16 protein-coding genes are annotated in these 23565 nt (G+C 52.7%); 14 read left to right on the top strand and 2 right to left on the bottom strand.

The genetic code is table 11. The features are described 5' to 3' along the window. Nucleotides 1–2: 2 nt before the first annotated feature. The 5 genes from D5085_15590 to D5085_15570 all read left to right on the top strand — a co-directional run bounded on the left by D5085_15590 (nt 3) and on the right by D5085_15570 (nt 6002). Entirely contained in the window at nt 3–1013 is a 1011-nt protein-coding gene (locus D5085_15590) for a metalloprotease (protein ID QEP44426.1), read from the top strand. A 69-nt stretch (nt 1014–1082) separates the two neighbouring features. Beyond that, nucleotides 1083–4157 (top strand): hypothetical protein, encoded by a 3075-nt coding sequence (locus tag D5085_15585; GenBank protein ID QEP44425.1) that lies wholly within the window; start codon nt 1083–1085, stop codon nt 4155–4157. 2 nt (nt 4158–4159) lie between these two features. Next, nucleotides 4160–5209 carry an LPS O-antigen length regulator gene (locus D5085_15580; protein QEP44424.1) on the top strand — a complete coding sequence of 350 codons (1050 nt, stop codon included), beginning with the start codon at nt 4160–4162 and terminating at the stop codon, nt 5207–5209. Between the two features lie 12 nt (nt 5210–5221). Beyond that, nucleotides 5222–5704 carry a pantetheine-phosphate adenylyltransferase gene (locus tag D5085_15575; GenBank protein ID QEP44423.1) on the top strand — a complete coding sequence of 161 codons (483 nt, stop codon included), beginning with the start codon at nt 5222–5224 and terminating at the stop codon, nt 5702–5704. A 52-nt stretch (nt 5705–5756) separates the two neighbouring features. Next, nucleotides 5757–6002 carry a YfhL family 4Fe-4S dicluster ferredoxin gene (locus D5085_15570; GenBank protein QEP44422.1) on the top strand — a complete coding sequence of 82 codons (246 nt, stop codon included), beginning with the start codon at nt 5757–5759 and terminating at the stop codon, nt 6000–6002. Between the two features lie 49 nt (nt 6003–6051). On the opposite strand, the gene D5085_15565 is transcribed toward D5085_15570, so the two are convergent. Beyond that, complete coding sequence (locus D5085_15565; protein ID QEP44421.1) at nt 6052–7746, bottom strand: glycosyl hydrolase family 67; 1695 nt, start codon at nt 7744–7746, stop codon at nt 6052–6054. 28 nt (nt 7747–7774) lie between these two features. Beyond that, a complete protein-coding gene (locus tag D5085_15560) occupies nt 7775–8038 on the bottom strand; it encodes a DUF2116 family Zn-ribbon domain-containing protein (GenBank protein ID QEP44420.1) in 264 nt (87 codons plus the stop codon). Between the two features lie 276 nt (nt 8039–8314). Between D5085_15560 and D5085_15555 the strand changes: the two genes are divergently transcribed. The 9 genes from D5085_15555 to D5085_15515 are packed head-to-tail and all read left to right on the top strand — an operon-like array spanning nt 8315 to nt 23558. Beyond that, nucleotides 8315–10294: a methyl-accepting chemotaxis protein gene (locus D5085_15555; GenBank protein QEP44419.1), complete on the top strand. Its 1980-nt coding sequence runs from the start codon at nt 8315–8317 to the stop codon at nt 10292–10294. Then, complete coding sequence (locus D5085_15550; protein QEP44418.1) at nt 10284–12041, top strand: lysophospholipid acyltransferase family protein; 1758 nt, start codon at nt 10284–10286, stop codon at nt 12039–12041. Before D5085_15555 ends, D5085_15550 begins: the two co-directional genes overlap by 11 nt. Before the next feature lie 13 nt (nt 12042–12054). Continuing rightward, a complete protein-coding gene (phnD, locus tag D5085_15545; protein QEP44417.1) occupies nt 12055–12897 on the top strand; it encodes a phosphate/phosphite/phosphonate ABC transporter substrate-binding protein in 843 nt (280 codons plus the stop codon). A gap of 10 nt (nt 12898–12907) precedes the next feature. Then, the gene (locus D5085_15540) at nt 12908–15409 is read left to right on the top strand and encodes a response regulator (GenBank protein QEP44416.1); all 2502 of its coding nucleotides are present in this window, start codon (nt 12908–12910) and stop codon (nt 15407–15409) included. Next, on the top strand, nt 15409–16449 hold the full coding sequence (locus tag D5085_15535; GenBank protein ID QEP44415.1) for a two-component system response regulator: 1041 nt from the start codon (nt 15409–15411) through the stop codon (nt 16447–16449). Before D5085_15540 ends, D5085_15535 begins: the two co-directional genes overlap by 1 nt. Beyond that, nucleotides 16427–20539, top strand: coding sequence for a response regulator (locus tag D5085_15530; protein ID QEP44414.1), 4113 nt, complete (start codon nt 16427–16429; stop codon nt 20537–20539). The genes D5085_15535 and D5085_15530 overlap by 23 nt, the downstream gene beginning before the upstream one ends. After that, nucleotides 20532–21725 (top strand): hybrid sensor histidine kinase/response regulator, encoded by a 1194-nt coding sequence (locus tag D5085_15525; protein QEP44413.1) that lies wholly within the window; start codon nt 20532–20534, stop codon nt 21723–21725. The genes D5085_15530 and D5085_15525 overlap by 8 nt, the downstream gene beginning before the upstream one ends. A gap of 44 nt (nt 21726–21769) precedes the next feature. After that, nucleotides 21770–22207, top strand: a complete 438-nt coding sequence (locus D5085_15520) for a CBS domain-containing protein (protein ID QEP44412.1) — start codon at nt 21770–21772, stop codon at nt 22205–22207. A 31-nt stretch (nt 22208–22238) separates the two neighbouring features. Next, on the top strand, nt 22239–23558 hold the full coding sequence (locus tag D5085_15515) for an MFS transporter (protein ID QEP44411.1): 1320 nt from the start codon (nt 22239–22241) through the stop codon (nt 23556–23558). Nucleotides 23559–23565: the final 7 nt, after the last annotated feature.

The following is a 23565-nucleotide window of genomic DNA, read 5'->3' as shown; positions in this document are numbered from 1 at the left end:
CGATGGGATACCGAATTGAGCTTCGCCCTAGTGGCCATATTTTTGAAGCTGAGGCTAATGAGCCGCTACTAGAGGCGGCGCTTAGGGCCGGAATTCATGTTAACTACCACTGCTCTAGCGGCAGTTGTGGTGAGTGTATTGCCCGCCGAATTGAGGGGGAGGTCGTCGCCCATGGCGGTGCCGATTTTCGCCTTAACCTACAGCAGCAGGCGCAGGGTGACCTGCTGCTCTGTCGCCACACAGCGGCGAGCAATCTGGTATTGGAGCTACAGGAGCTTAACCATCCCGCCTCTATTCCAAAGCAGCAGATCGCAACTCGGGTCTATCGTCTCGAACAGATAGAGGAGCAGTTTTTGATTCTACAGCTACGAACCCCGCGCAGTCAGACGCTACAGTTTATGGCAGGTCAAGCGGTCGAGCTGAGTCTCGATAGTGGTGAGAGCTATGTTAGCCCAATCGCTAGCTGCCCCTGCAACGGTATGATTTTGCAGTTCCACCTCCCCTGCTATATAAACAACAGTTTCATTGCTGCCATGGCCGATATCGCGGCAGCAAAAAGATTGAAGGTGAATTTAGTCGGGCCGTTAGGGACGATTACTCTGGTTGAACAGCAGCAGCGACCGCTGCTTTTCATCGCGATTGACCACGGTTTTGCTGCGATTAAAGGGCCGATTGAACAGGCGCTAAAACTCGATCTACCCCAGCCGGTGCTCCTCTATCGCATTGCGACCCTGCACCGTCCCCACTATCTGGAGAACTACTGCCGAGCGTGGGAAGATCAGTTTGAAGAGTATCACCATATTGAGCTAGATCAGGCCGGTGAGGGGCTCGATAGCGCCCTAATTAAGCAGATAGTGCAGCAGCAGCTAGAGCGGTTTGGCTCTATTAGGGAGATCGACTGCTATGTCGGAGCCGATAGCGAGGCGACTGGAGTGATTGAGCGCTGCTGGTTAAAGCTAGGAGGAGGGCTGGAGCGGCTGTTTCCGCTCACGGATAACTGTAGTTCAACATAGCCATTAGCGGCTAAATAGGCTAGAATCGCCCCCTGCCTTTACAACCTTAAAGCGACCGGTTACAACTTCATGATGATTAAATTAACGCGACGACTCTTGTCAACAATGGGCCTGCTGCTGCCCCTAATGGCGATAGCGATGACGCCACAGCAGCGACAGATGTTTCAAAATCTTTCGCCGCAACAGCAGCAGATGGTGATGCAGCAGATGGAGCAGCAGGGGACAGCTACTGGCTCTGGACAGGAGGTGGAACGATTTCCGGTTATGCGAGAGAAAAAGAGTACCGCCCCCGCTGAGGTGGGAAAAAAGGAGTTAAAACGGTACGGCTACGACTTTTTTGCCGATGCTCCCAACACCTTTGCCCCAGCGAGCGATATTCCGATTCCGGCCGACTACCGTATCGGTCCTAGCGATAATATCGAAATAGAGCTATTTGGTTCCCAAAACGAGCGCTATCAGCTAACGGTTGGCCGTGACGGTTCGGTCGCTATTCCCTCCGTTGGGCCGCTGCGAGTGGCGGGACTTAGCTTTAGTGAGCTAAGAGCTAAAATTGAGCGCACCGTGCAGCAGCGATTTGTCGGCGTGAATGTGGCTGTCAATTTGGGCGAGCTGCGCTCTATTCGCGTCTTTGTGTTGGGAGAGGCGTATCGGCCTGGCTCCTATACCGTGAGCGCGTTATCAACCCTCTCCCATATCCTCTACCTAGCCGGCGGGGTGACGGAGATCGGTTCGCTGCGCAATATCGAACTAAAACGGGCCGGTGAGAGGGTGGCAACGCTAGATCTCTACGATCTCTTTATGCGGGGCGATAGTTCTGACGATAGACAGGTACAGGCGGGGGATGTGATCTTTATCCCACCGATAGGAGAGAGTGTCGCCATCAGCGGCGAGGTGGTTCGTCCCGCCATCTATGAGCTCTCTGGTCAGACGACGGTTGCTGGGCTAGTCGAGATGGCCGGGGGGTACACCGCTAACGCCTACCCGAATCGCTCCCGTATCGAGAGGGTCGGTAAGCAGGGGCGCATTGAGATTCTCAGCCTCGATCTGACCCGACAGCGCGATCGTCAGCAGCGGTTGCATCATGGCGATCTAGTTCAGCTAGTCTCGGTACTCGATCAGTTAGATGGGGCGGTGTTGAGTTCAGGCATGGTAGAGCGCCCAGGGGTATCGCAGTGGTATCAGGGGGTGCGAATTAGCGATCTGTTCGGTTCGTTGGACGATTTAAAACCTGCGGCAGATCTCACTTATGGTTTAATTAAGCGGGAGAATAGCCGCGAGAGGACGATTCAGGTGCTCTCCTTCTCCCCTCGTGAAGCGATTCTACAGCCCGGCTCCCCCGATGATCTACTGTTAAAAGCCCGCGATGAGGTGATTATTCTGGCCCAAGATGAGCAGCGGCGGCAGCAGCTCTACTCGGTGATTGAGCAAATTAAGCAGCAGCGACGCGGTCTGGAGCGACAGCAGGTGGTCTCAGTGGTTGGCGCAGTGACCCATCAGGGCGACTATCCGTTTGAGGCACAGATGCGGGTCAGCTATCTAGTGCGGGCGGCGATGCAGCTCAATCCCGAAGCCGATGTCGAGTACGCGCTGATTCAGCGCGAATCGGATAACCGAAAAGAGCGCCGTGTGATAATGGTCAATATTCTGGAGGCGTTAAATAGCCCCGGCTCTGCGGCCGATGTGGTGCTACAGCCGGAGGATAGACTCAATATCTTCTACCACTCGCCGTTTCAGGGAGAGGAGTACTATCAACGGCAGCTAGCTGCACAGCAGCAGTTGTGGGATGGAAGAGAGTCTAAAACGGCAGAGGAGCGGGTGGTGGCGCAGCAGCAGAGCGGCGCGATAAGCCGCAGCAGAGCGCAGCAGAGGGAGGCGCAGGCGGAGTCTGAGCTCGAGAAGTTCTCACAGCAGCCGACCCTGTTGCAACGGGAGCCTACAGAGCTGGTCGATAGGCGCCTACAGGTGATTGCCGACTTAAATCAGCAGCAGAGTATCGCCGCAGCCCCCCCTTCACTCGACCTAGCCGAGCGACGACAGGATAGCGCCATGGAGCGGGCGATGGATCGCTGGCACCATATCGAGCTAATTCTGCTATGGTTGCAGGAGAAGCTGCCACCTAGCGCGGCGCTCCCCCACTTTACCATCCATGGTCTGGTAAAATATCCTGGTCGTTACCCCTTAGTTGACGGGGCAGATTTAATGGATATGATTCATGCAGCGGGGGGGTTGACCGAATCGGCCTACCCGTTGGCGGCTGATTTGACCCGCTATTCGATAGTCGATAACCAACAGCGCCAAGTTGAACAGCAGTCTATCGATCTGGCGCAGCTATTTGCTAGCGGTAGCGAGGGGCCGATTGTCGTTAAAAGTTACGATGTACTGCAAATTAAGCGTATGCCAGAGTGGTTCGAGCAGACTGTTGTTTCGCTTGAGGGTGAGTTCCGCTTTCCGGGGAGCTATGTGGTTAGGGAGGGAGAGACCCTGACGCAACTAATCGAGCGGGCTGGCGGATTGAGCGATAGGGCCTTTTTGGGGGGGAGCTTCTTCTCGCGCGAACAGGTGAAAGAGAAGGAGCAGCTACGGCTAGAGCAGATGGTACAGCGCATGGAGCTCGATGTCGCCTTCGCCGCCCAGCAGAGGAGCAGTGGCGGTAGTGGCATGAATATGGAGGGCTACTCGATTTTGCAGGATCTGCTACTAAAGCTGCGCTCGGTGAAGGCGATGGGGCGGGTGGTTATCAATCTCGAAAGTGTCCTCAGTGGCGAGGTGGAGGATATTCGACTTAAAGATGGTGATCGGCTGATTGTGCCTAAGCGGCCGCAGGAGGTCTCGGTGATCGGCGAGATACAGTATGCCACCTCTCATATCCACCACCCCGATCACGACTATCGCTACTATATTCAAAAAAGTGGCGGCACCACCTATCGTGCCGATGAGTCACGCATCTATATTATTCGGGCCGATGGCACGATTGAATCGACAGCCGGCTTTTGGTCCAATCCCCCTGTGCTAGTTGGCGATACGATTGTGGTGCCGCTTGATGTCGAACGGGTGCCTCTGTTAGCCATCGCTAAGGATGTCTCCCAAATTCTCGCCGATGTCGCCGTCTCTGCGGCGGCACTCACTACCATTGGAGTCTTTTAACCATGGAAGAGAGGACTCCCTATGCGCTAACCCCGCCCCCTTACCCCTATCCCCCCCCCTATATGGTGGCAACGGATGAGGATGAGATCTCGCTCTATGAGCTGTGGCTGGTGATTTGGCGTGGTAAGTGGTTCATTATCTTTATTACTCTACTAGCGACGATAGTCGCTGCCACAGTAGCTATTAAGCTGCCCAATATCTATCGCGCTGAGGTGGTGCTAGAGCCGGTAGAGGAGGAGAAGGGGGGGGGGCTCGCCGCCCTAGCCGGCCAATTTGGGGGGCTCGCCTCCCTAGCCGGCGTCGATTTAGGCGGTAGTGGCGGTAGCGCCCATGCGACCAATGTACTGCAGACACGGCAGTTTATGGTGCAATTTATTGAGGATAACCAGTTAAAGCCACACCTCTTTCCCGAACACTGGGATAGTGAGCAGCAGCAGTGGTTAGTGAAAGAGCCAGGAGTTATCGGCCAGGGGATTGTGGCACTGAAAGTAGCGCTTATGGGAGAGGAGAGCGTTAAGCCGGTTAATGTCGGTAGCGAGAGCCTAGCTGAGGGGGAGCCGACCCTACAGCAGAGCTACGAGATCTTTGCTAAATGGGTGCAGGTGAATGAAGATAAGAAGAGTGGCCTCATTCGAGTGGCGGTTGAGGGGGAAGATCCGCGTCTGACTGCTGTCTGGGCAAATGGCCTAATCGATAAGCTGCGAGAGGTGCTGCGTGAAGAGACGATGACCCGAGCGCGGGAGAATATTAGCTATCTAGAGCAGGAGCTCGCTCGCACGACGATTGAGGAGTCGCGACAGATGCTATTTAGTCTCATGCGCGGCCACATTAAGAACCTAACGCTCGCCTCAGCTTCCGATAACTTTGCCTTTCAGGTGATCGATCCGGCGGTGATTCCGGAGAAAAAGAGCAAACCTAAACGATCATTAATCGTGGTCTTAGGGACGATGCTAGGTGGCATGGCGGCCCTCTTTATCCTCTTTATTCGTAATGCGGTACGCAATATAAGAGCCAAACCCAAAGAGGCTCTCACCGACGCCGAAAGCAGTTAAGCATCTCTAGCCATGCCCTCCCTAACCGCTATCTATCCGGGCAGTTTTGATCCGGTCACCAATGGCCATCTCGATATTATTCAGCGCTCCGCCGGCCTGTTTGATAGAGTCGTTGTGGCGGTAGCTGCAAGCCGAGGTAAAGCGCCGCTATTTACCCTAGATGAGCGGCTTGCGCTATTAACTCAGGTGACCGAGCCGCTTAACCGAGTTGAGGTGGAGCCCTTTAACACTCTCTTGGTCGATTTTGCGCGTCAATGCGGCGCAACGGTAGTGATTCGCGGTTTGCGGGCGGTCTCCGACTTCGACTACGAGTTTCAGCTAGCGGGGATGAATCGTCGCCTCGATCCTTCGCTAGAGACGCTATTTATGGCGACAGCTGAGGAGGTAGGGATGATCTCATCATCGCTAGTTAAGGAGATTGCAGCCCTCGGAGGGGTTGTCGATTCATTTGTTCCCCCCATTGTCACTAATGCACTTAGGCAGCGTTTAGGCTAAAATAGTGCCGTTTTCATCCTTCTTGCCAATAACAACCCTCAGGAGTGACCTCATGGCGTTAATGATTACCGATGAGTGCATCAATTGCGATGTTTGTGAACCAGAGTGCCCGAATGGGGCTATCTCTCAGGGCGATGAGATCTATGTCATTGATCCTAACCTCTGTACCGAGTGTGTCGGCCACTATGACGAACCGCAGTGCGTTGAGGTCTGTCCGGTTGACTGTATCCCCCTTAATCCCGAGATGGAGGAGACGCCGGAGCAGTTGATGGAGAAGTATCACAAATTGCATGGGTAGAGCCAAATGTAAAGCTCCGCAGGGGGATCCCCTGCGGCCCCCCATACGACTATACTAATAACTCATGCAGCGGCATCGCCTGTTTATCGGCAAAATCGGGCAGATCGGCTGCCACTTTGCGTAGTAAAAGGGGGTAGATTGGCGCGGTGAAGCGGTTAAATAATAGCTTGTCTAACCGACGATAGTGGGGTTGGTGGCGGATAAAGAGCGGTAGTAGCTGCCGAATAACGCCCCTTGTGAGTGCCGAATCTTGGTGAATGACCACTTTTAATCCGTCCGGATAGCGACTTCGATAGGTGTGTAACTGCTGCTGTAGCTCCTCTGCGGCCCCTGGCTGCTGTAGCAGATAGTAGCGACAGCGCAGCAGTAGCTCGCAGGTATCGCGATAGAAGGCTTGATCATAGGGGAGTTTCAATTTTCTGTTCAAACTCTCCATGCGCTCGATATTGGCAAAGGCGAGCTCTGCCTGCTGTAGCGCCCGTTCTGGATCGGGGAGGTAGCGCCGAAATAGCTCCTGTAGCGGCGTGGTCAGGGTGACCGAATCCCAGAAGAGGTAGAGTAGGGGCGGGATGCGCACTCGGTGGAGGTAGAGTGTCTGGATGGCAAAGGGCTCTATATAGAGTAGCTGGTCGATAAGCTCCTCTGCTAAACGGAGAAACTCTAGTAACTGGGTGCGCTTGTTCGGACTCATCAGCTCGGCGATCACCTCCTCGGGTGACTGCTGCTGTTTAAAGATTCGCAGGGTGACGAGGGTGTTAAGCTCGGTAAACCATGAGGAGTTATCGAGATAGGCGAGATGCTTGCGAGCTGACCAGCCTCCGGTCTGGCACCAGACATGAATGCCGATGAGAGTCGGGCAGTTGAGGCGTAGCTGTCGAGCCAGTCTCTCATGCTCCCAGCCGACAAAGTTGGGTAGGGAGCCGAACCCCTCATATTCGCGGCGGGTCTGTAGCTCAAGTAGCTTTGAGTGGCGCCTATCGGTAAGAAAGTGGCGATTAAGCTCAAGGTAGCGAAAAAAGTCCCCCTCACCCGGCTTCATTGAGATGGTGAGTGCCTGACTCTCAATGTCGGCAAAGACCTTATGGTAGGTGGTTGGATTCCAGTTCATATCCCCGATCTCTCTGGCACCGACAGTCCAGGTACGGAAGATGAGCCGCTTTTGCTCCGCTTCAAACAGCGGCAGCACCCTCTTAAGTAGCTGGTTGGCCTCTTGGGGGGTCTGGATAGTCAGCTCAGAGCAGAAGTCGCCACGGACATCGACGCCATCGGCCTCACCTAGGCGCAAAATGACCCCGTTAACGAGCGGCATCTGCTCAAATAGCGCCGTGAGTATTCCCGCAAGTAGCTCGGTAGCCGAGCTGTGCTGCTGTGCCATCTGTTGTCGAATATCATCGTTATAGAACATCACATCCGTGGTGATATAGATAGCAAGATTGTGCTCTGCCACGCCTTGGAGCAGCTTGCGAAACCGCCGCTGATATTTGGCGATCTTCTTTTTTAGCGTTGGGGAGTAGTAGTTCATGACCACCATGTGGGAGAGATCGTCAATTGAGATGGCGTTATAGCCGATTTGACTTATCTGGTCGATATAGCGCTTAAAGCGCTCCTTAATCGCCTTGTAGTCGCGCTTTTTCAACCGCCCATCGGTCTCAATGCGATTAAAGGGGATTTTAGACCAATTGATAGTGGTGGAGGCGTGGGTAGCAAAGAAGGGGCTAATGGCATCAATGATATATAGCTCCATAACAGTAGGCGGTGGTTGTGGACTAACGCTAAATCAGCCCAGATATCCGTTTTTGGCGCTGTAGCTTTTCGTAATCTTCGCGGCAGTCGGCATCACAGAAGAGCGCTTGTGGGTGGGGTAGCGACTCATCACAAAAGTAGCAGCTCGATTTTGGTGTCAGTCTAAGACGGTTGGCGCGATAGCGGTGGTTTAACATGGCGACCTGTAGATCTATCTCTGTCTGTCGCGATCCTAAATCAGCTGGATCAGATCCCGAATCAGTGCTGCCGTTAAATATAGCCGTAGCGTACATAGAGACTCTCCTGTAGAGGTGGTAACAACTTGGGCTATTGTAGGGGGGATGAGTGATCATTTTATGACGACTACATAGCAATTTGGTTACAGCAAGGGGAGCGATTTGCTGTTCATCAGTATCACCTAATAATTTCATTGTGAGTTAACTTTCTTGTCATCTCTATCGGGTAGAGTAGCCGGTGGAAGCTCTAAACTCTTATCCTTATCCGCAGGTGATGTTATAGTGAGAATATCGACAATTACCCATATTTCAACCTACTCGTTAGCGGCGATTATGTTGTTGATGGGGGTGATCCTCTATCAGGGACTCAACCGCATGGTGGAGCCTTATCATGGCCTACAGCGCTATTTGCAATTGAAAGAGAGCGTCTCAATTGATGCTAGGCGCTATATCAATGACTATCTCAATAGTGGCGATGCTCTTAAGCTGAGCGCAGCGGAGGCCTATTTAAAGAGACTTGCCGCCGAGCAGGTCGAGACTCTCCCCTCGCCGTTAGCACAATCGATTCAGGAGCCATTAGCGCAGCTAATTCAGGGGTTACTGGTCGATTATCGGGGGGCGGGCAAGCTCTCTGGTTCATCTCAAGGGCTGCTGATTCAGGCCGAACGGGAGATGTTAGGCTTTATCGGTAATCTCTATGACTACGGTGTTGAGGCGCTAACTATCGATGCGGCTCGGGGCCAAGAGCTGTTGCAAATTAGCGCCTGTATGGCGATGGAGCTAGAGCGATTATCGCTAGCGCGAGAGGAGTCGAAGGCACCGGGGGCTGCGAGCGATGGGGTCGAGTTTGTCATCAGTCAACTCGTTGAGCTGAGCCAGTCACTCAATAACCTGCCTCCTGTTGGGATCTATGAGGAGAGCAGCAGTGAGAGTGACGATTTTAGCGCCTTAATGGGGCTAGAGAGTGATCAACAAGAGAGCGAAAAGGTAGAGCGACTGGTGCCAATAAGGGAGGAGTTGGCCTACCTATTGAGCCGCTATCCGCAGGAGTTTCAGCGGACACAGGCGCTATTAACTGAGGTATCAATGGCGCGCAACAGTATCGATAACTTAGTAGGTAATCTGGAGCAGCGAATTAAAACCGGCGAAGAGCAGATGCAGCAGTGGCAGCAGCAGATCGATAGTGATGTGCGACGCTACTTTATCGCGGTATTGATTGCCGTCCTAGTGATCGTGGTGGCGATTCGTATCGCCCAAGGGCGCTATGTGCTAAAGCCGGTACGACGGCTGCGCCACTCGCTAAATATGCTGCTAGAGACCGGTAATATTGAAAAAATTGAAGTTAAACAGCCCGATAGCGAGATGGGAGAGGTGACGCGTTTTTTTAATCGGCTCTTAGCCAATATGGAACAGGAGACGCAGCAAAAGAGCGATCACCTACAGCGAGTCTCAACAGCGTTGCAAAATTTGGTAGGCAATATCGAGACGATTAATAACTACACCACCCAAACGCGGGAGAATGTCAGTCAGTCGCGGCAGCTAATGGAGCAGCTACGCCATGTGGCTAACATGGTCGATAACTCCTCTAATCAGGTTGCCGAGCACGCCCACCAGACCGAACAGTCGATGGAGATGAGTAGTCAGCAGGTACAGTCGATGATCGATGCGAGTAACGCCACCTACGAGGCGACACGAAAACTGGTAGAGTCACTCAATGAGTTAAGTAACGATGTTGGACGGGTCACCTCAATTACCGATGTAATGATGAATGTAGTCGATCAGACCAACCTGTTAGCGATTAACGCGAGTATTGAGGCGGCTCGTGCTGGCGATCAGGGGCGGGGGTTTGCCGTGGTGGCTACTGAGGTGCGAGAGCTCTCAAATCGAACTCACGGCTTTTTAGAGGAGATCGACTCTATCTTGCAGCACCTGCGCAGCTCATCGCAGCATCTAACTCAAGATGTGGTGCAGATTGAGCAGGCGACTCAGCAGCAGGAGGAGGTAGCCCGCACACTAGTCGATACCACTAACTCGGTTAAGGGGCACAGCAGTAACTCTAAGATGGTCGCTTTTGAGGGCAATCACTATGTGAAAGAGCAGTTAGAGCATATTAGCTCTTTTGATCAGGCTCTCACCAGTCTCGATCAGCACGCCTGTAATACTGAGACGATGGTGCGCGATATTCATGCCGAAGTGGTACAAAATATCGCCATGATTACCGCATCGCTCGGCTTAGGTAGTAACGGGGGCGATAACGAACTTTTTCATGCTAACAATAGTAGCCGTAATGGAGCTAATCTCTATGCTGCCTAGTCAGAGCGATTCGACACTACCTAACTCCCAATATAGCCTGCCGGGTAACCTGAATATCGCTGACATTATCGGCAGACGCTATCCGGCGATTAGAGAGAGGCCGGGGGGCGACTACTTAGTGCGATTGATGGAGCTGCTGCTGCATCAGCAAGAGATTAATCAGTTTATCGATAAAAATCGCCACCTACGCGGCTTTGCCTTTTTAAATCAGATTTTAGAGCACTTTGAGTTTAGCTATCGGGTGAGCGATCGATCTCTAAAGCGGATCCCCTCTGAGGGGCGGGTGATTATTATCGCCAACCACCCCATCGGCTCGCTCGATGGCTTGAGTCTGTTAAAGTTAGTCCGTTCAGTTAGGAGTGATGTGCGTATCGTGGCCAATGAGCTCTTAGCCTCGGTTGAACCGTTACAGCAGCTCTTTTTACCGGTTGATAACATGGGTAAAGGGGCGGGTAAGGCGGCCTATAAAGCGATGCTGCAATCGCTACAGCAGGATGAGGCGGTGATTATCTTTCCAGCCGGTGAGGTCTCCCGTATTCGACCTAATGGCGTTAGAGATGGTAAGTGGAAGAGTGGTTTTTTAAGACTCGCCCAAAAGAGTGGCGCACCGATTCTGCCGGTCTATATCGATGCTAAAAATTCACTGCTCTTTTATAGTCTATCGGCGCTCTATAAGCCGTTAGGGACGCTGTGGTTGGTGAATGAGATGTTTAATAAGAAGAATCAGGAGATCACCTTCTTTGTGGGAAAGCCGATTGCAGCGGCTATTGTCGAGCCAAAATCCGATCTAGCTAAATTGGCAAAACAGTTTCGTAAACATCTGCTACGGCTACCTAAAAAGGGTAAAAAACCGCTCTTAACTACCTTTGAGACGATTGAGCATCCGGTTAATCGGCAGGCGCTCAAAAAAGAGTTGCACCAATCGACGCTGCTCGGTGAGACGGCCGATGGCAAAAAGATCTATCTGTTCGACTATCACTTTGATTCGACCGTTATGCAGGAGATTGCACGGCTGCGGGAGCTCACCTTTCGCTCAGTCGAGGAGGGGACGGGTAAAGCGCTCGATATGGACTACTACGATAGCCTCTACCGCCATATTGTTTTATGGGATGAGAACGATCTAGAGATTGTCGGTGCCTACCGATTAGGTGAGGGGCGGACGCTGCTACAGCACCATAGTCTAGAGGGGTTCTACAGCCATACCCTGTTTGAGTTGCAGCCTGAGATCGTGCCGAAGCTACCCCATGCGATAGAGTTAGGGCGCAGCTTTATCCAGCCGCGCTACTGGGGGTTACGGGGGCTGGACTACCTCTGGTATGGCATTGGGGCCTATCTAAAGGCTCACCCTGACATTCGCTACCTATTTGGCCCGGTCAGTTTAAGTCAATCCTACCCGGATGAGGCGCGACAGGCGATTCTTGCCTTCTATCAGCATCAGTTTGGGGGGCAGCATGAGTTAGCGACAGCCAGAACCCCCTACACGATTCACCCTGACATTAAACAGCAGGCAGAGCAGCTCTATCAAGCCAACTATACCACCAACTTTAAGCAGTTAAATCAGTTACTGACCCACTACGGGGTGAAGGTGCCGACACTCTACAAACAGTACTCAGAGCTGTGCGAACCTGGGGGGTGCAGTTTTGTCGATTTTAACCTTGATGCTAACTTTGGTGACTGTGTCGATAGTCTCATTTGGGTTGAGATAGAGAAGGTGTTACCGAAAAAACGCAAGCGCTATGTTGGTTAAATAGGAGAGGTTGATGTTGTTACGATTACGAGGGTGGCTGGGGTGTTTGGCGCTTATGTCGCTGTCGGTCTTTGCCGCCTCTGAGAGCGAGGTTGAGTTTCGGGTGGGCGTTGTGCCTTGGCGGGCGGAGGCGGTATTGCAACAGATGTACCAGCCGACCCTGTCTCTCTTACAAGAACAGCTACAGCGACCGGTAAAGCTCTATATCTCCCGAGACTACGCCGATCTCGCTGAGCGTCTAGCCGCAGGAGCGATCGATATCGCCATTTTTGGCCCCAACGGCTATGTCGATGCGGTCTCGAACTATGGTCAGAGGCAGGTGCGTTATCTAGTGACTGTGATGCAGCCCGATGCCTACTATCATAGCGCCCTAATTGTACGGCAGGAGGATTCGGCACTACCACTACAGCAGTTAAAGGGTAGCAAGTTGGGATTGACCGATCCAGACTCGACCTCCGGTTTTCTATTTCCGCGTCATCTGTTAGCGGCTGAGGGGTTGAGTGCCGAGGCGGATTTTCAGCTATTTTTGTTAAAGAAGCACTATAAGATCTATGATGCCCTAGCAAACGGTGCTATTGATGTGGGCGGAGCTAATCTATTGGAGCTGTCGCAGGCTGAGGCTAAATATGGCAAGAGGTTCCACATTGTTAAAAAATCGCTACCCATTCCAGAAGATGCGGTTGCCGCTGGCCCCTCACTCAATTTAGAGCAGCAGCGGCAGCTCGTCTCTATTTTAGAGGAGGCGGCCGCTAACCCCACCTTTCTCCAACAGAGCTCGCTCATTCGGGGGTTTCAGGCTCGGGGAGACGCTTTTTACGATTCGATACGGGCGGTGCGCAATCTTGTGACACCGTAATACTGCCGTGATGCTACCTCGGCTAGGAAACAGGCTCTACCTTCAGGTTCTGGTTTGGCTCTCTGTTCCGCTGCTAGCGGCTGCGCTGTTATTACAGTATCAGCTAAGTGAGGTTGAACAGCAGTACCATCTTGAGGTCAGGCGGCAGCTAAACCAGCAGGGGGGGGCGATTCAGCAGCTACTGCAGCGGCACAGCAGTGAACTGCACAAAATCGCCGCTCTGCTCAGTCTAAGTCGCGAGATTCAACGCGCCTTTGTCAATAAAGATGCCGATCTCCTCTATCAGTGGGGTAAGTTGATTATCGACTCTAAATTGGTGGATCGGATGCTGTTTACCTCTATCGACGGGGTGGTCATTGCCCGTGGTCATAATGAGTTTCAGTTTGGAGACTCACTACAGCAGCAGCCGTTAGGTCAGCTACTGCACGCTGAGAGTCGGGCAGGGTTTTGGAAGGATGAGGGCGGTAGCGTACAGATGGTCGCTATGGTACCGGTCTATCGTTACGAAGTAGAGAGGTTGGGTTATATCATTGTGGTGCGTGATATGGGAAGTTGGTTAAACAGTGAAGTGAGCGAGTCGTTAGAGAGCGGCGTCAGTTGGCGTCTGTTAGAGGGCGATACCGAACTCGATCTCCAACCGAATCAGCTACGCGTTACTAGCCACATTTCGCTGCTGCCGGCTAGTGAGGCTTCGCTCGATATCGTGGTCTCATTTGAGAATGCACACATGGAGCTACTCAAACAGTTTATTGATGCCTTAATTGCGACCCTAAGCTGGTTAATCGTACTGCTGCCGCCGTTACTAGCGCTATTTCTCTACCGACTACTCTACCCCCTACAGCAGGCAAGCGGAGTATTAAATGCCTTTGCCGAGAGAACCGACCACCCGCTAGAGCCCCTCATCGTTGAGTTAAGGGCGATACCGACCGCCAACAATGAGCTAAGGGGGGTTATCGACTCGGTCATCGCGGCATTAAACCAGTTAGATAGGACGCAGCAGGCGCTTATTGTCTCAAAGCAGCAGGCGCAGCAGGCGAGTGTAGCGAAGAGCAACTTTCTCGCCTCCATGAGCCATGAGATCCGTACCCCGATGAATGCGATTTTAGGCTTCTCCGATCTTCTAAAACGGACTGAACTCAATGCACGCCAACGCCACTACGCCGAGACTGTCCACCAGGCAGCCGCTAATCTACTTAAGCTGATTAACGATATCCTCGATCTGTCCAAAATTGAGGCCGGCAGGTTCGATATCGAGCTGCACCACTGCTCATTAACCGCTCTGTTAGCCGAACTAGAGCAGCTCTTCTCTTTTAAAGTCCTAGAGAAGGGGCTCTACTTTAGGGTCTCCATCTTAGATAGTTTTCCCGAACATCTCTATCTAGATCAGGCACGACTGCGCCAGGTGCTGTTTAATTTGGTAGGCAATGCGATTAAATTTACCGAACAGGGGGGGATAGAGTTAGTCGTGTCGGCAGCCTCGCCCGCCACTCCAGCACAGGAGCGGTGTATCGATCTCTCTATTGCAGTGATCGATAGTGGTATCGGAGTCAAGGAGCAGGAGCAGGAGGCGATCTTTCAGAACTTTACCCAACAGAGTGGCCAGAGCCACGCCCAGTATGGCGGTACCGGTCTAGGGCTGGCGATTAGTCGCCGTCTAGTTGAGCTAATGGGGGGGAGCTTAACCCTCACCAGCGTACTCGGTAGCGGCTCAAAATTTACACTCGCGCTACCTCATGTGGTCGTTGCACAGCCGGTGGTGGATGAGGGGCCACTAACTACAGAGAGGCTTGTCACAGCGGCGCACTTTCTCCCCTCTAAGCTACTAGTCGTTGATGATATCGAACAGAATCGTCAAATGGTGGCGGCGGCGCTGAGCGACTCACAGGTCGAGGTGTTCGAAGCTGACGGGGCAGAGGCGGCACTGCGGCAGTTACAGCAGACGACTTTCAATCTGATTTTAATGGATATTTCGATGCCCGATGTCGATGGCGTTACCTTGACACGGCAGATACGAGCCGTTCCCCACTGGCACTCTCTGCCGATTATCGCCTATACCGCCTCAGTGACTGAGAACGAAAAACAGCAGCTAGATCGGGCCGAATTTGATGGTTTTCTCCCCAAACCGTGTCGAGTCGATGAGATGATAGCCATCCTCGCGCAGTTTTTACCGCTATCGGAGGAGGCAGAGGGTGAGAATCGGCCTCTAGCGCAACCGTTGCCCAAAAACCGAGAGGATGAGTTAGTAGGATCGTTGCAGTTGCCGCCAAAGCTTGAGATAGACTATACCAAAGCGCGAGAGTGTGGCGATTTAGAGCAGATTAACCGCTTTGCCCACACTGTATTGCAGCTACCGTCCCATCAATGTTCTAAAGCATTATCGGCGCTAATGACCGAGCTATTAGAGGCTGTTGAACTGTTTGATATCGAAAAAATTGAGTCATATCTCGCTCGAATAGATGAGTGGAATCGGTATCAAAAACCAGATAACTATGATATTGATGAGGTCATGTAATGGACAGCGAAATTTTTTCGATTCTTATTGTCGATGATAACCCTAAAAATATTCAGCTCCTAGCCTCCATCCTGCGTGAAGAGCGGTATCGCATCGCCTATGCGACCGATGGCGTAAGGGCACTAAAGGTGCTGCAGGAGCGGCGGCAAGATATGGTGCTTATGGATGTCATGATGCCCAACATGGATGGCTTAACCGCCTGTCGTCAGATGCGGCAACAGGCTGAACTGGCCGATATTCCGGTGATCTTCCTAACCGCCCGTAACGATGCCGAGAGTGTCGAGCAGGGGTTTGCCGCCGGCGGGGTTGACTATGTTACCAAACCCTTTAGTAAAGTTGAGCTGTTAGCTCGCATTCGCACCCACCTGCAACTAAACGACTATCGGCACCATTTAGAGCGGCGGGTAGAGGCGTTAACCTCGGAGGTTGAACAGACTCAGCGCGAAGTCGTCTTTACCATGGGGGCGATTGCCGAGACCCGTTCAAAAGAGACCGGCAACCATGTCAAACGGGTCGCGGAGTACTCGGCACTGATGGGGGAGCTATTAGGGTTATCACAAGCAGAGTGTGCTCTACTGCGCGACGCCTCCCCAATGCACGATATTGGTAAGGTGGGGATTCCCGATGCGGTACTACATAAGCCGGGGCGGCTAACACCAGAGGAGTGGCAGATTATGATGACCCACGCCCGCTTAGGGTATGAGATGTTACAGGCCTCCCATCGGCCAGTGATGGAGGCGGCGGCCACGATTGCGCTACAGCACCATGAGAAGTGGAACGGCAAAGGGTACCCTAACGGATTGGCGGGGGAGGATATCCACCTCTATGGCCGCATTGTCGCCTTAGCCGATGTCTTCGATGCCTTAGGGAGTGATCGCTGCTATAAGCGGGCTTGGCCGGATGAGAAGATCTTCACCCTCTTACAAGAGGAGTCGGGGCAGCAGTTTCAGCCTCAGCTAGTGAGCCTCTTTTTTACCCACCTAGATCGCTTTTTAGCCATTCGCGAGCAGTTTCGTGATGCGTTTATGTATGAGACTTAACCTCTTTACGCTGTTAGGGCTACTGCTACTGACTAGGCCGCTGTCGGCGCTAGAGTCGGTGGTATTGCAGCTACAGTGGCAGCACCAGTTTCAGTTTGCCGGCTACTATATGGCACAAGAGCAGGGGTTCTATCGCGATGTCGGGCTAGAGGTTGAGATTCGCGACTACCTCCCTGATGTGCACAACGACTCGATTGTTGAGCTATTGGCGCAAAATCGGGTTCAGTACGCAACCCTAAACGCCTCCGGTCTGTTAGCTCGTATGAAGGGGAGAGAGCTGGTGGCGCTAGCGGCGATATTTCAAAATAACCCGCTAGTATTGCTGACGCTCGCCTCTTCCGGCATTAGCGAACCGCAACATTTTCAGCACCGTACCCTCGGTTTTAACTTTGATGAAGATGGCTATCTTCTCCACTCCATGCTGCAAAATGAGGGCGTTTCTGACTACGAGCAGCTCGATATGAGTTACGATCCGAACGATCTCCTCTCGGGTAAGATGGATGCCATTGCCGCCTATTTGACCGATCAACCCTACTACTATCGCAGTCGTGGGATTGAGGTCAATATTATCGATCCGATGGCCTATGGCATTGACTCCTATGGCGATATGCTGTTTGCCTCCGGTAGTGAAGCGGAGAACTACCCTGATCGAGCCCGCCGTTTTCGCGATGCCTCAATTCGAGGCTGGCACTATGCGTTAGAGCATCCTGAACAGACGATTAATATTATTAAAGAGCGCTACCAGTCACCGCTCTCGCTCGACCATCTGCACTATGAGGCGCAGATGACCCGCCAGTTAATTATGGCCGACAGAGTGCCTCTTGGCAAAATCAGTCGGGGTAAAATCGCCAAACTAGCCAACGATTTTGTCCGCTTTGGCTATCTTGACGAGGTTAAAAATCTGCACACTGTCGTCTTTGACCAGCAAAATATTCCGCCACAGCCCTCTGGTCTGACCCTCTCGATGGAGGAGCACTACTGGTTAGAGAAGCAGGGGAGGATTGAGCTTGCCCTACTCGATTTGGGCGATCAGGAGCCGCTCTTTATTCGCCATCAAAACGGTGTCCTCACCGGTATCTATCCCGACATCATTAAGTTGATGGCCGAGATTTTGAGCTACCCGATTCGATTAAAACCGATCGAGTTGGCACCCGCTAACTATTCACAAGCACAGGTGATCTCTCCCACCCTCATCGGCAACAGTACTCTGCTCGATAGCCCGTTTGCGCAGGCCCATTTTCTGCTAACCGATCCCCTTTTTGCCGCATCGATGCTGCTCTTTTGCTCCGATAGAGTAGCCCACCCCTGTCGATCTCGTACCGACTTGGTCAAAAGAAAGGTGGCGGTAGTCAAGCAGCACCACGCCGCCGAGAACTATATTCGCGCCGAAGCGGGAGTTGAGGTGATCTATGCCGATAATCCGATTGAACAGCTGCGTATGGTGCAAAACGGGGAGGTCGATGCCGCGATAGGGTATGTCACCTATAACAATATTATCCGCCGCTACCACTTTAACCATATCAAGCTCGGTTTTAGTGCAGAGCAGGAGAACAGACTCCATATCGGCATCTTTAAAGACTACCCTGACGCGGCGCTAGTGCAGTCGATTCTCAATAAGACCCTGCGAGCGATATCTGCTAGGGAGCGCAACTTTATTATCGAAAAATGGCGTCTTTACAGCGAGTCGTTGAATGAGTTAAGCGATACTGGCAAGCTGCTAACCGAGCAGGAGTGGCAGTTTCTACAGTCTCATCCGTTGCTAAAGCTGGGGATCGATAGTGATTGGCCGCCGTTTGAGCAGTTCGATGGCAAGACCTATCGCGGTATGATTGCCGACTACTACAACTACTTTAATAAAGAGTTAAAACTCGATTTCCAGATATCGACTGCAAAGCAGTGGCACTACCTGCTCGATAAATTGGCTCGTAAGGAGCTCGATCTATTAAGCGCGTTGGTTAATACCCCTAAGCGCAGAGAGAAGATGCTCTTTACCGATCCCTTTATCCGTTTTCCGATTATTATCGTCGGCCACGAGAGGAGCCGTTTTGTGAGCGATATCGGCGCTTTGGTCGGGGAGCGGGTCGGTGTGGTCAACGGCTACTATGTGGATGAGCTACTACAGCAGCGCTATCCGATGGTAACGCCGTTTAGATTTGTCACCGTCAGAGAGGGAATGCGTGCGCTCTCTAAAGGGGAGATCGACTACTTTATTCAGGAGTTGCCGACAGTCAATCAGGTGATTCAGGAGGAGGGGTTAACCAATCTGCGTGTTATGGGTAAGGCCGATGAGGAGTTTGAGCTCAGTATTGGCGTCAGACAAGATAGGCCGGAGCTAGTGTCGATTCTAAATAAGGCGATTAAACAGATGCCGGCGGAGCTGCGCAGCCAAATCTATAACCGTTGGATCGGAATCGAGCTTAAACATCCGGTTGACTATACGCTATTTATCCAGCTCGTCTTGTTATTTAGTCTGATTCTGCTCACCATTCTCTACTGGAATCGCAAATTGGTGCGGGAGATTACCCATCGTAAACTGGTTGAGCGGCAGCTCGATCACTCGCGCCAGGTGGCCCTTAAGGAGCGCGAAAATGCGCTAAAGGCGAGCCAAAGCAAATCGGAATTTCTAGCCAATATGAGCCATGAGATTCGTACCCCTATGAATGCGATTATCGGCTTTGCCGATCTTCTTTTGGCGACCGACTTGAACTCTAAACAGTGCTCCTTTTTGGAGTCGATTCAGGTTAGCTCCCGCAGTCTGCTGCATATTATTAATGACATTTTAGATCTCTCGAAAATTGAGGCGGGTAAGTTAAAAATTAACCCGGAGATCTTTTCGCTACCTAAGCTGTTTCGTAGTTTAGAGCAGATATTTAGTTTACAGTGTCAGGATAAGGGGCTCACACTGGTGATGGAGCTACCCGACGCACTGCCGCAGGTGATCTATGCCGATGAGCACCGCATACGGCAGATTTTAATTAATATCATCAATAACGGGATTAAATTTACTGAGCAGGGATCGGTGACCCTCAAGGTCTCGTTTCGGCTCGATGCCGATGCCGATTCGCTGCGAATGGCGCTTCAGTGTGAGATCTGCGATACCGGTATCGGCATTGACGCTGACTTTCTACCTCGCCTCTTCTCCGCCTTTGAGCAGCAGCAGATGCAATCGACCAAAAAGTATGGCGGAACCGGGTTGGGGTTAGCGATCAGTCGTCAATTAGCGCGGCAGATGGGGGGGGATATTAGCGTGGTGAGCCGAGTCGGGGAGGGGAGCTGCTTTACCCTCACCCTGCCCGACATTCCGATCTGCCCCGACGCGAACCTAGAGACGCTCTCCCACACCCACACCGAGTACCGCTTTGAGGCGGCAACCATTTTGATAGCCGATGATATCCCCTTTAACCGGCAGCTCATTTGCGAATACCTCTCCGCCTACCCCTTTACCCTACTTGAGGCGGAGAATGGCAAGGAGGCGCTAGAGAAGGCGCGGCAGCACCACCCCGATCTCATCTTAATGGATATTCGTATGCCACAGATGGATGGAGTCACCGCTGTGCGGCACCTGCAGGCCGATGCCGCGACCGCCGTGATTCCGGTGATTGCGGTCACGGCCTCGGTGACTGAAGATGAGCTACAGAGCTATCGCATCTACTTTGCCGAGTGTCTGCACAAACCGCTACAGTTTACCGATCTGATTGAGAGTATGAGCCACCATCTACCCCATCAACACGCTCTATTCGATAGCGACAGTGATAGCCGCGCTGAGCCCGAGAGGGAGCTGCCATTAGACGATGATCATGGACAGGAGCGGCAGCGACTCTCGACTGACGCAAAAACGCAGTTAGTGACAACCTTTCTGCCTCGACTACAACAGGTGATGGAGAGTGGATTTATGGACGAAGCGGAGCAGTTTTGCCACGATTTAGGGGTCTTTTTCCGTGCCGAAGGGGAGATTGCGGTCATCGAACCGCTACTCTATCGGGTGGAGCAGGCGATTACGCTCTTTGATATCGAACGGTTGCAGCGAGAGTTTGGCCAGCTACAGCAGCAGTTACAGCGGCTACAGTCGGAGCCCGCTGAGGATGGATAGCACAATGACTCACAACTACTCGATTTTGGTTATCGACGATAACCCACACAATATCCAATTAGTTGGCCATATACTGCGCGACGAGGGGTATCGAGTCGCCTACGCCACCAGTGCTGAAAGTGGACGGTTGCAGCTACTGCGACAACCCTTTTCACTCGTTCTGCTCGACTACAATATGCCGATAGTCAGTGGGGTAGAGTTTTGCCGCCAAATTAAGGGGGAGTCGCGCTGGGAGCAGCTACCGGTGATCTTCTTGACCGCCCGTACCGATGAGGAGAGTGTGGTGACCGCTTTTGAGTCTGGAGCGGTGGACTACATTACCAAACCGATTCGCCAGCGGGAGCTGTTAAGCCGAGTGGCAACCCATCTTCAGCTCCAGCTCTACACCCACTCGCTACAGCAGCAGGTAGAGGCGCGGGTTGAGGAGATCCGCCAACTCCACCAACAGCTCTGCATTGCCAACCAAAACGCCTCTGTGGGGGAGTTTGTCCATGGCATGGCGCACGACTTTAAAAATGCAATTCACGGTACTCTAGCCCTCTCTCGGTTAATAGAGAAGCACCTAACTAGCGGTGAGCCGTGCAGCGCCGCCAAGGTCGCTAACTATAATCAGAAGATTCAACTGCTACTGCACCATAAGGCCGAGGTGGTCAAACGGATGCTCCACTATGGCCGCGACCACTCCTCTGATCGGGAGTCTATCGATATGGCAGCGCTACTCAATGAGCAGTTTGCTCTGTTGCAGGTGATTGTCGAAAAATCGGTAGAGTTCCAGCTTGAGGTCGCGCCCGATCTCCCCTACGGCCACTTTAGCCGAGTGCAGCTACAGCAGGTGGTGATGAATTTGGTGATTAATGCCCGCAATGCGATGGCCGGTAGGGGGACTATCTGGATTCGATTGACGCGCTGGCAGGGGGGCGAGAGCCGCTGTGTGATCTGTGACGAGGCGATTGACGGCGACTATCTGCTGTTAGAGATAGCCGATAGTGGTCCCGGTATCGCGGAGGAGATGCGGGGCAAAATTTTTCAACCCTTCTTTAGCAGCCGCTTTAAAGAGGGGGGGAGCGGAATGGGGTTGGCGATGGTGAATCACATCGTCCATGAACATGGGGGGCATATTGAGCTGCTATCGAGCTTGGGTGACGGGGCACAATTCAGACTCTTTTGGCCGGTAGCTGTTAAATAGGGGATAATCGCCGTTTTATCGATATTGATTATCAGAGAGGGAAGATGAGTATGAATACGGTGGCCGATATAATGACCTCCAATCCGATAACGATTGAGCAGAGCGCAGATATGCATCAGGCGAGAGAGCGGATGCGGCGGCATGACATTCGCCATCTGCCGGTGGTCGATAGTGGCGGGCAGATAGTGGGTATTTTGACCCATAGGGCGGTGCTTAACCATGCACTGAAGCTGATCAATCGCTACGGTTTAGAGCAGCTTGATCTACAAGAGAGTCGTACGGCGGTGACGGAGATTATGCAGCCGATTACGCTAGCCGCGACGACAGAGATGACTCTAATCGAGGCGGGGCGCTTCTTTGTGGATCACAAACACGCCTGCCTACCCGTATTGGAGGAGGGGAGTGTGGTCGGCGTTGTCACCTCAATGGATTTTGTCAAACTCTCATTGCGTCTGCTACTTGAGCGTGATGGGATTCATTAGTCTGGAAAGTTAGTCTGGAAAGGGAGTCGGTATGTCTGAAAAAACTGTGATCATGAACCGTTGGTTGGTGGTATTCGGAGCCATCTTAATTCAGCTCTGTCTCGGGGCTATCTATGCTTGGTCGGTCTTTACGCCGGCGCTGCTAGAGAGTGGCTGGAGTAAACTCGATACCCAAATTGTCTTTGCGGTGGGGTTAGCCTCGTTCTCGCTGTCGATGCTCTTTGCCGGGCGTAAACTCAATGTGTGGGGGCCGGCGAAACTGGCGAAGGTGGCAGCCGTTACCCTTGGCGCGGGCTATCTGTTAGCGGGAGTGAGTGGTGCTGAGGGGTTTTGGCAGGTCGCTTTTGGGGTCGGCCTAATTGGTGGGATCGGGATCGGGCTAGGCTATGTGGTGCCGATTGCGGTGGGAATGAACTGGTTTCCCGACCATAAAGGGCTAATTACTGGGTTGGCGGTCGCCGGTTTCGGCTTTGGGGCGATGGCGTGGGTCAAATTGGCCGGTAACTGGGGCCATTTAATCGAGCTGGTCGGGTTGGCTAATACTTTTATTATCTATGGGGTACTGTTTACCTCGTTGGTGCTGCTAGGTAGCCTCTGGATGAAGATGCCGCCCCACGGCTGGAGACCGGCCGGTTACCAACCCCCGCCACAACAGGCCGGTGCCGGGGGGGAGAACTTTACGGTGACGGAGATGCTACATACGCCGCAGTTCTATCTGCTCTTTATCACCTTTGCGGTTAGCGCTGGAGCGGGATTGATGTCGATTGGGCTCATGAAACTCTACCCGATGGAGGCGCTACAGGCCTCTGGCTACTCAGTGGCTGAGGCGAGTGCGATTGCCGGTACGGCGATGGCGCTCTTTTTTAGTATTGCTAATGGCGTCGGGCGCATCGTTTGGGGGGTGGTGAGCGATAGCTTGGGGCGTAAACGGGCGGTGACGCTCATGGCCGGTAGTCAGGGGGTGATTCTGCTGCTCTTTACCTCTATGGCGGGAGATGAGTATCTGCTCTATTTGGGGGCGGCGCTAATCGGGTTTAATTTCGGCGGCAATTTTGCGCTCTTTCCGGCGCTAACGGCAGATCAGTTCGGTAATCGAAGTGTCGGCCAAAACTACCCCTACCTCTTTCTATCTTATGGGGTAGGTGGCATCGTCTTTCCGATTTTAGGGGGTGTTTTGGGGGATATGGGCAACTTTTCGTTGGCCTTCTCTATCTGCGGTATCGCCTGTCTAAGCGGTGCGGTGGCGAGCGCGATTCTCTTTACGCCGCATAGAGAGGAGGCCCACCTGCCGTTTAGTGTGCACGGCTTTTTTCACCAGCTACATCTGTTTGATCACGAAAAGAGTCAGTAATGTAAAG

This window comes from Ectothiorhodospiraceae bacterium BW-2, assembly GCA_008375315.1.
In the GTDB taxonomy this organism is placed as follows: domain Bacteria; phylum Pseudomonadota; class Gammaproteobacteria; order Thiohalomonadales; family Thiohalomonadaceae; genus BW-2.
This window is presented reverse-complemented; position numbering and strand designations above follow the sequence as displayed.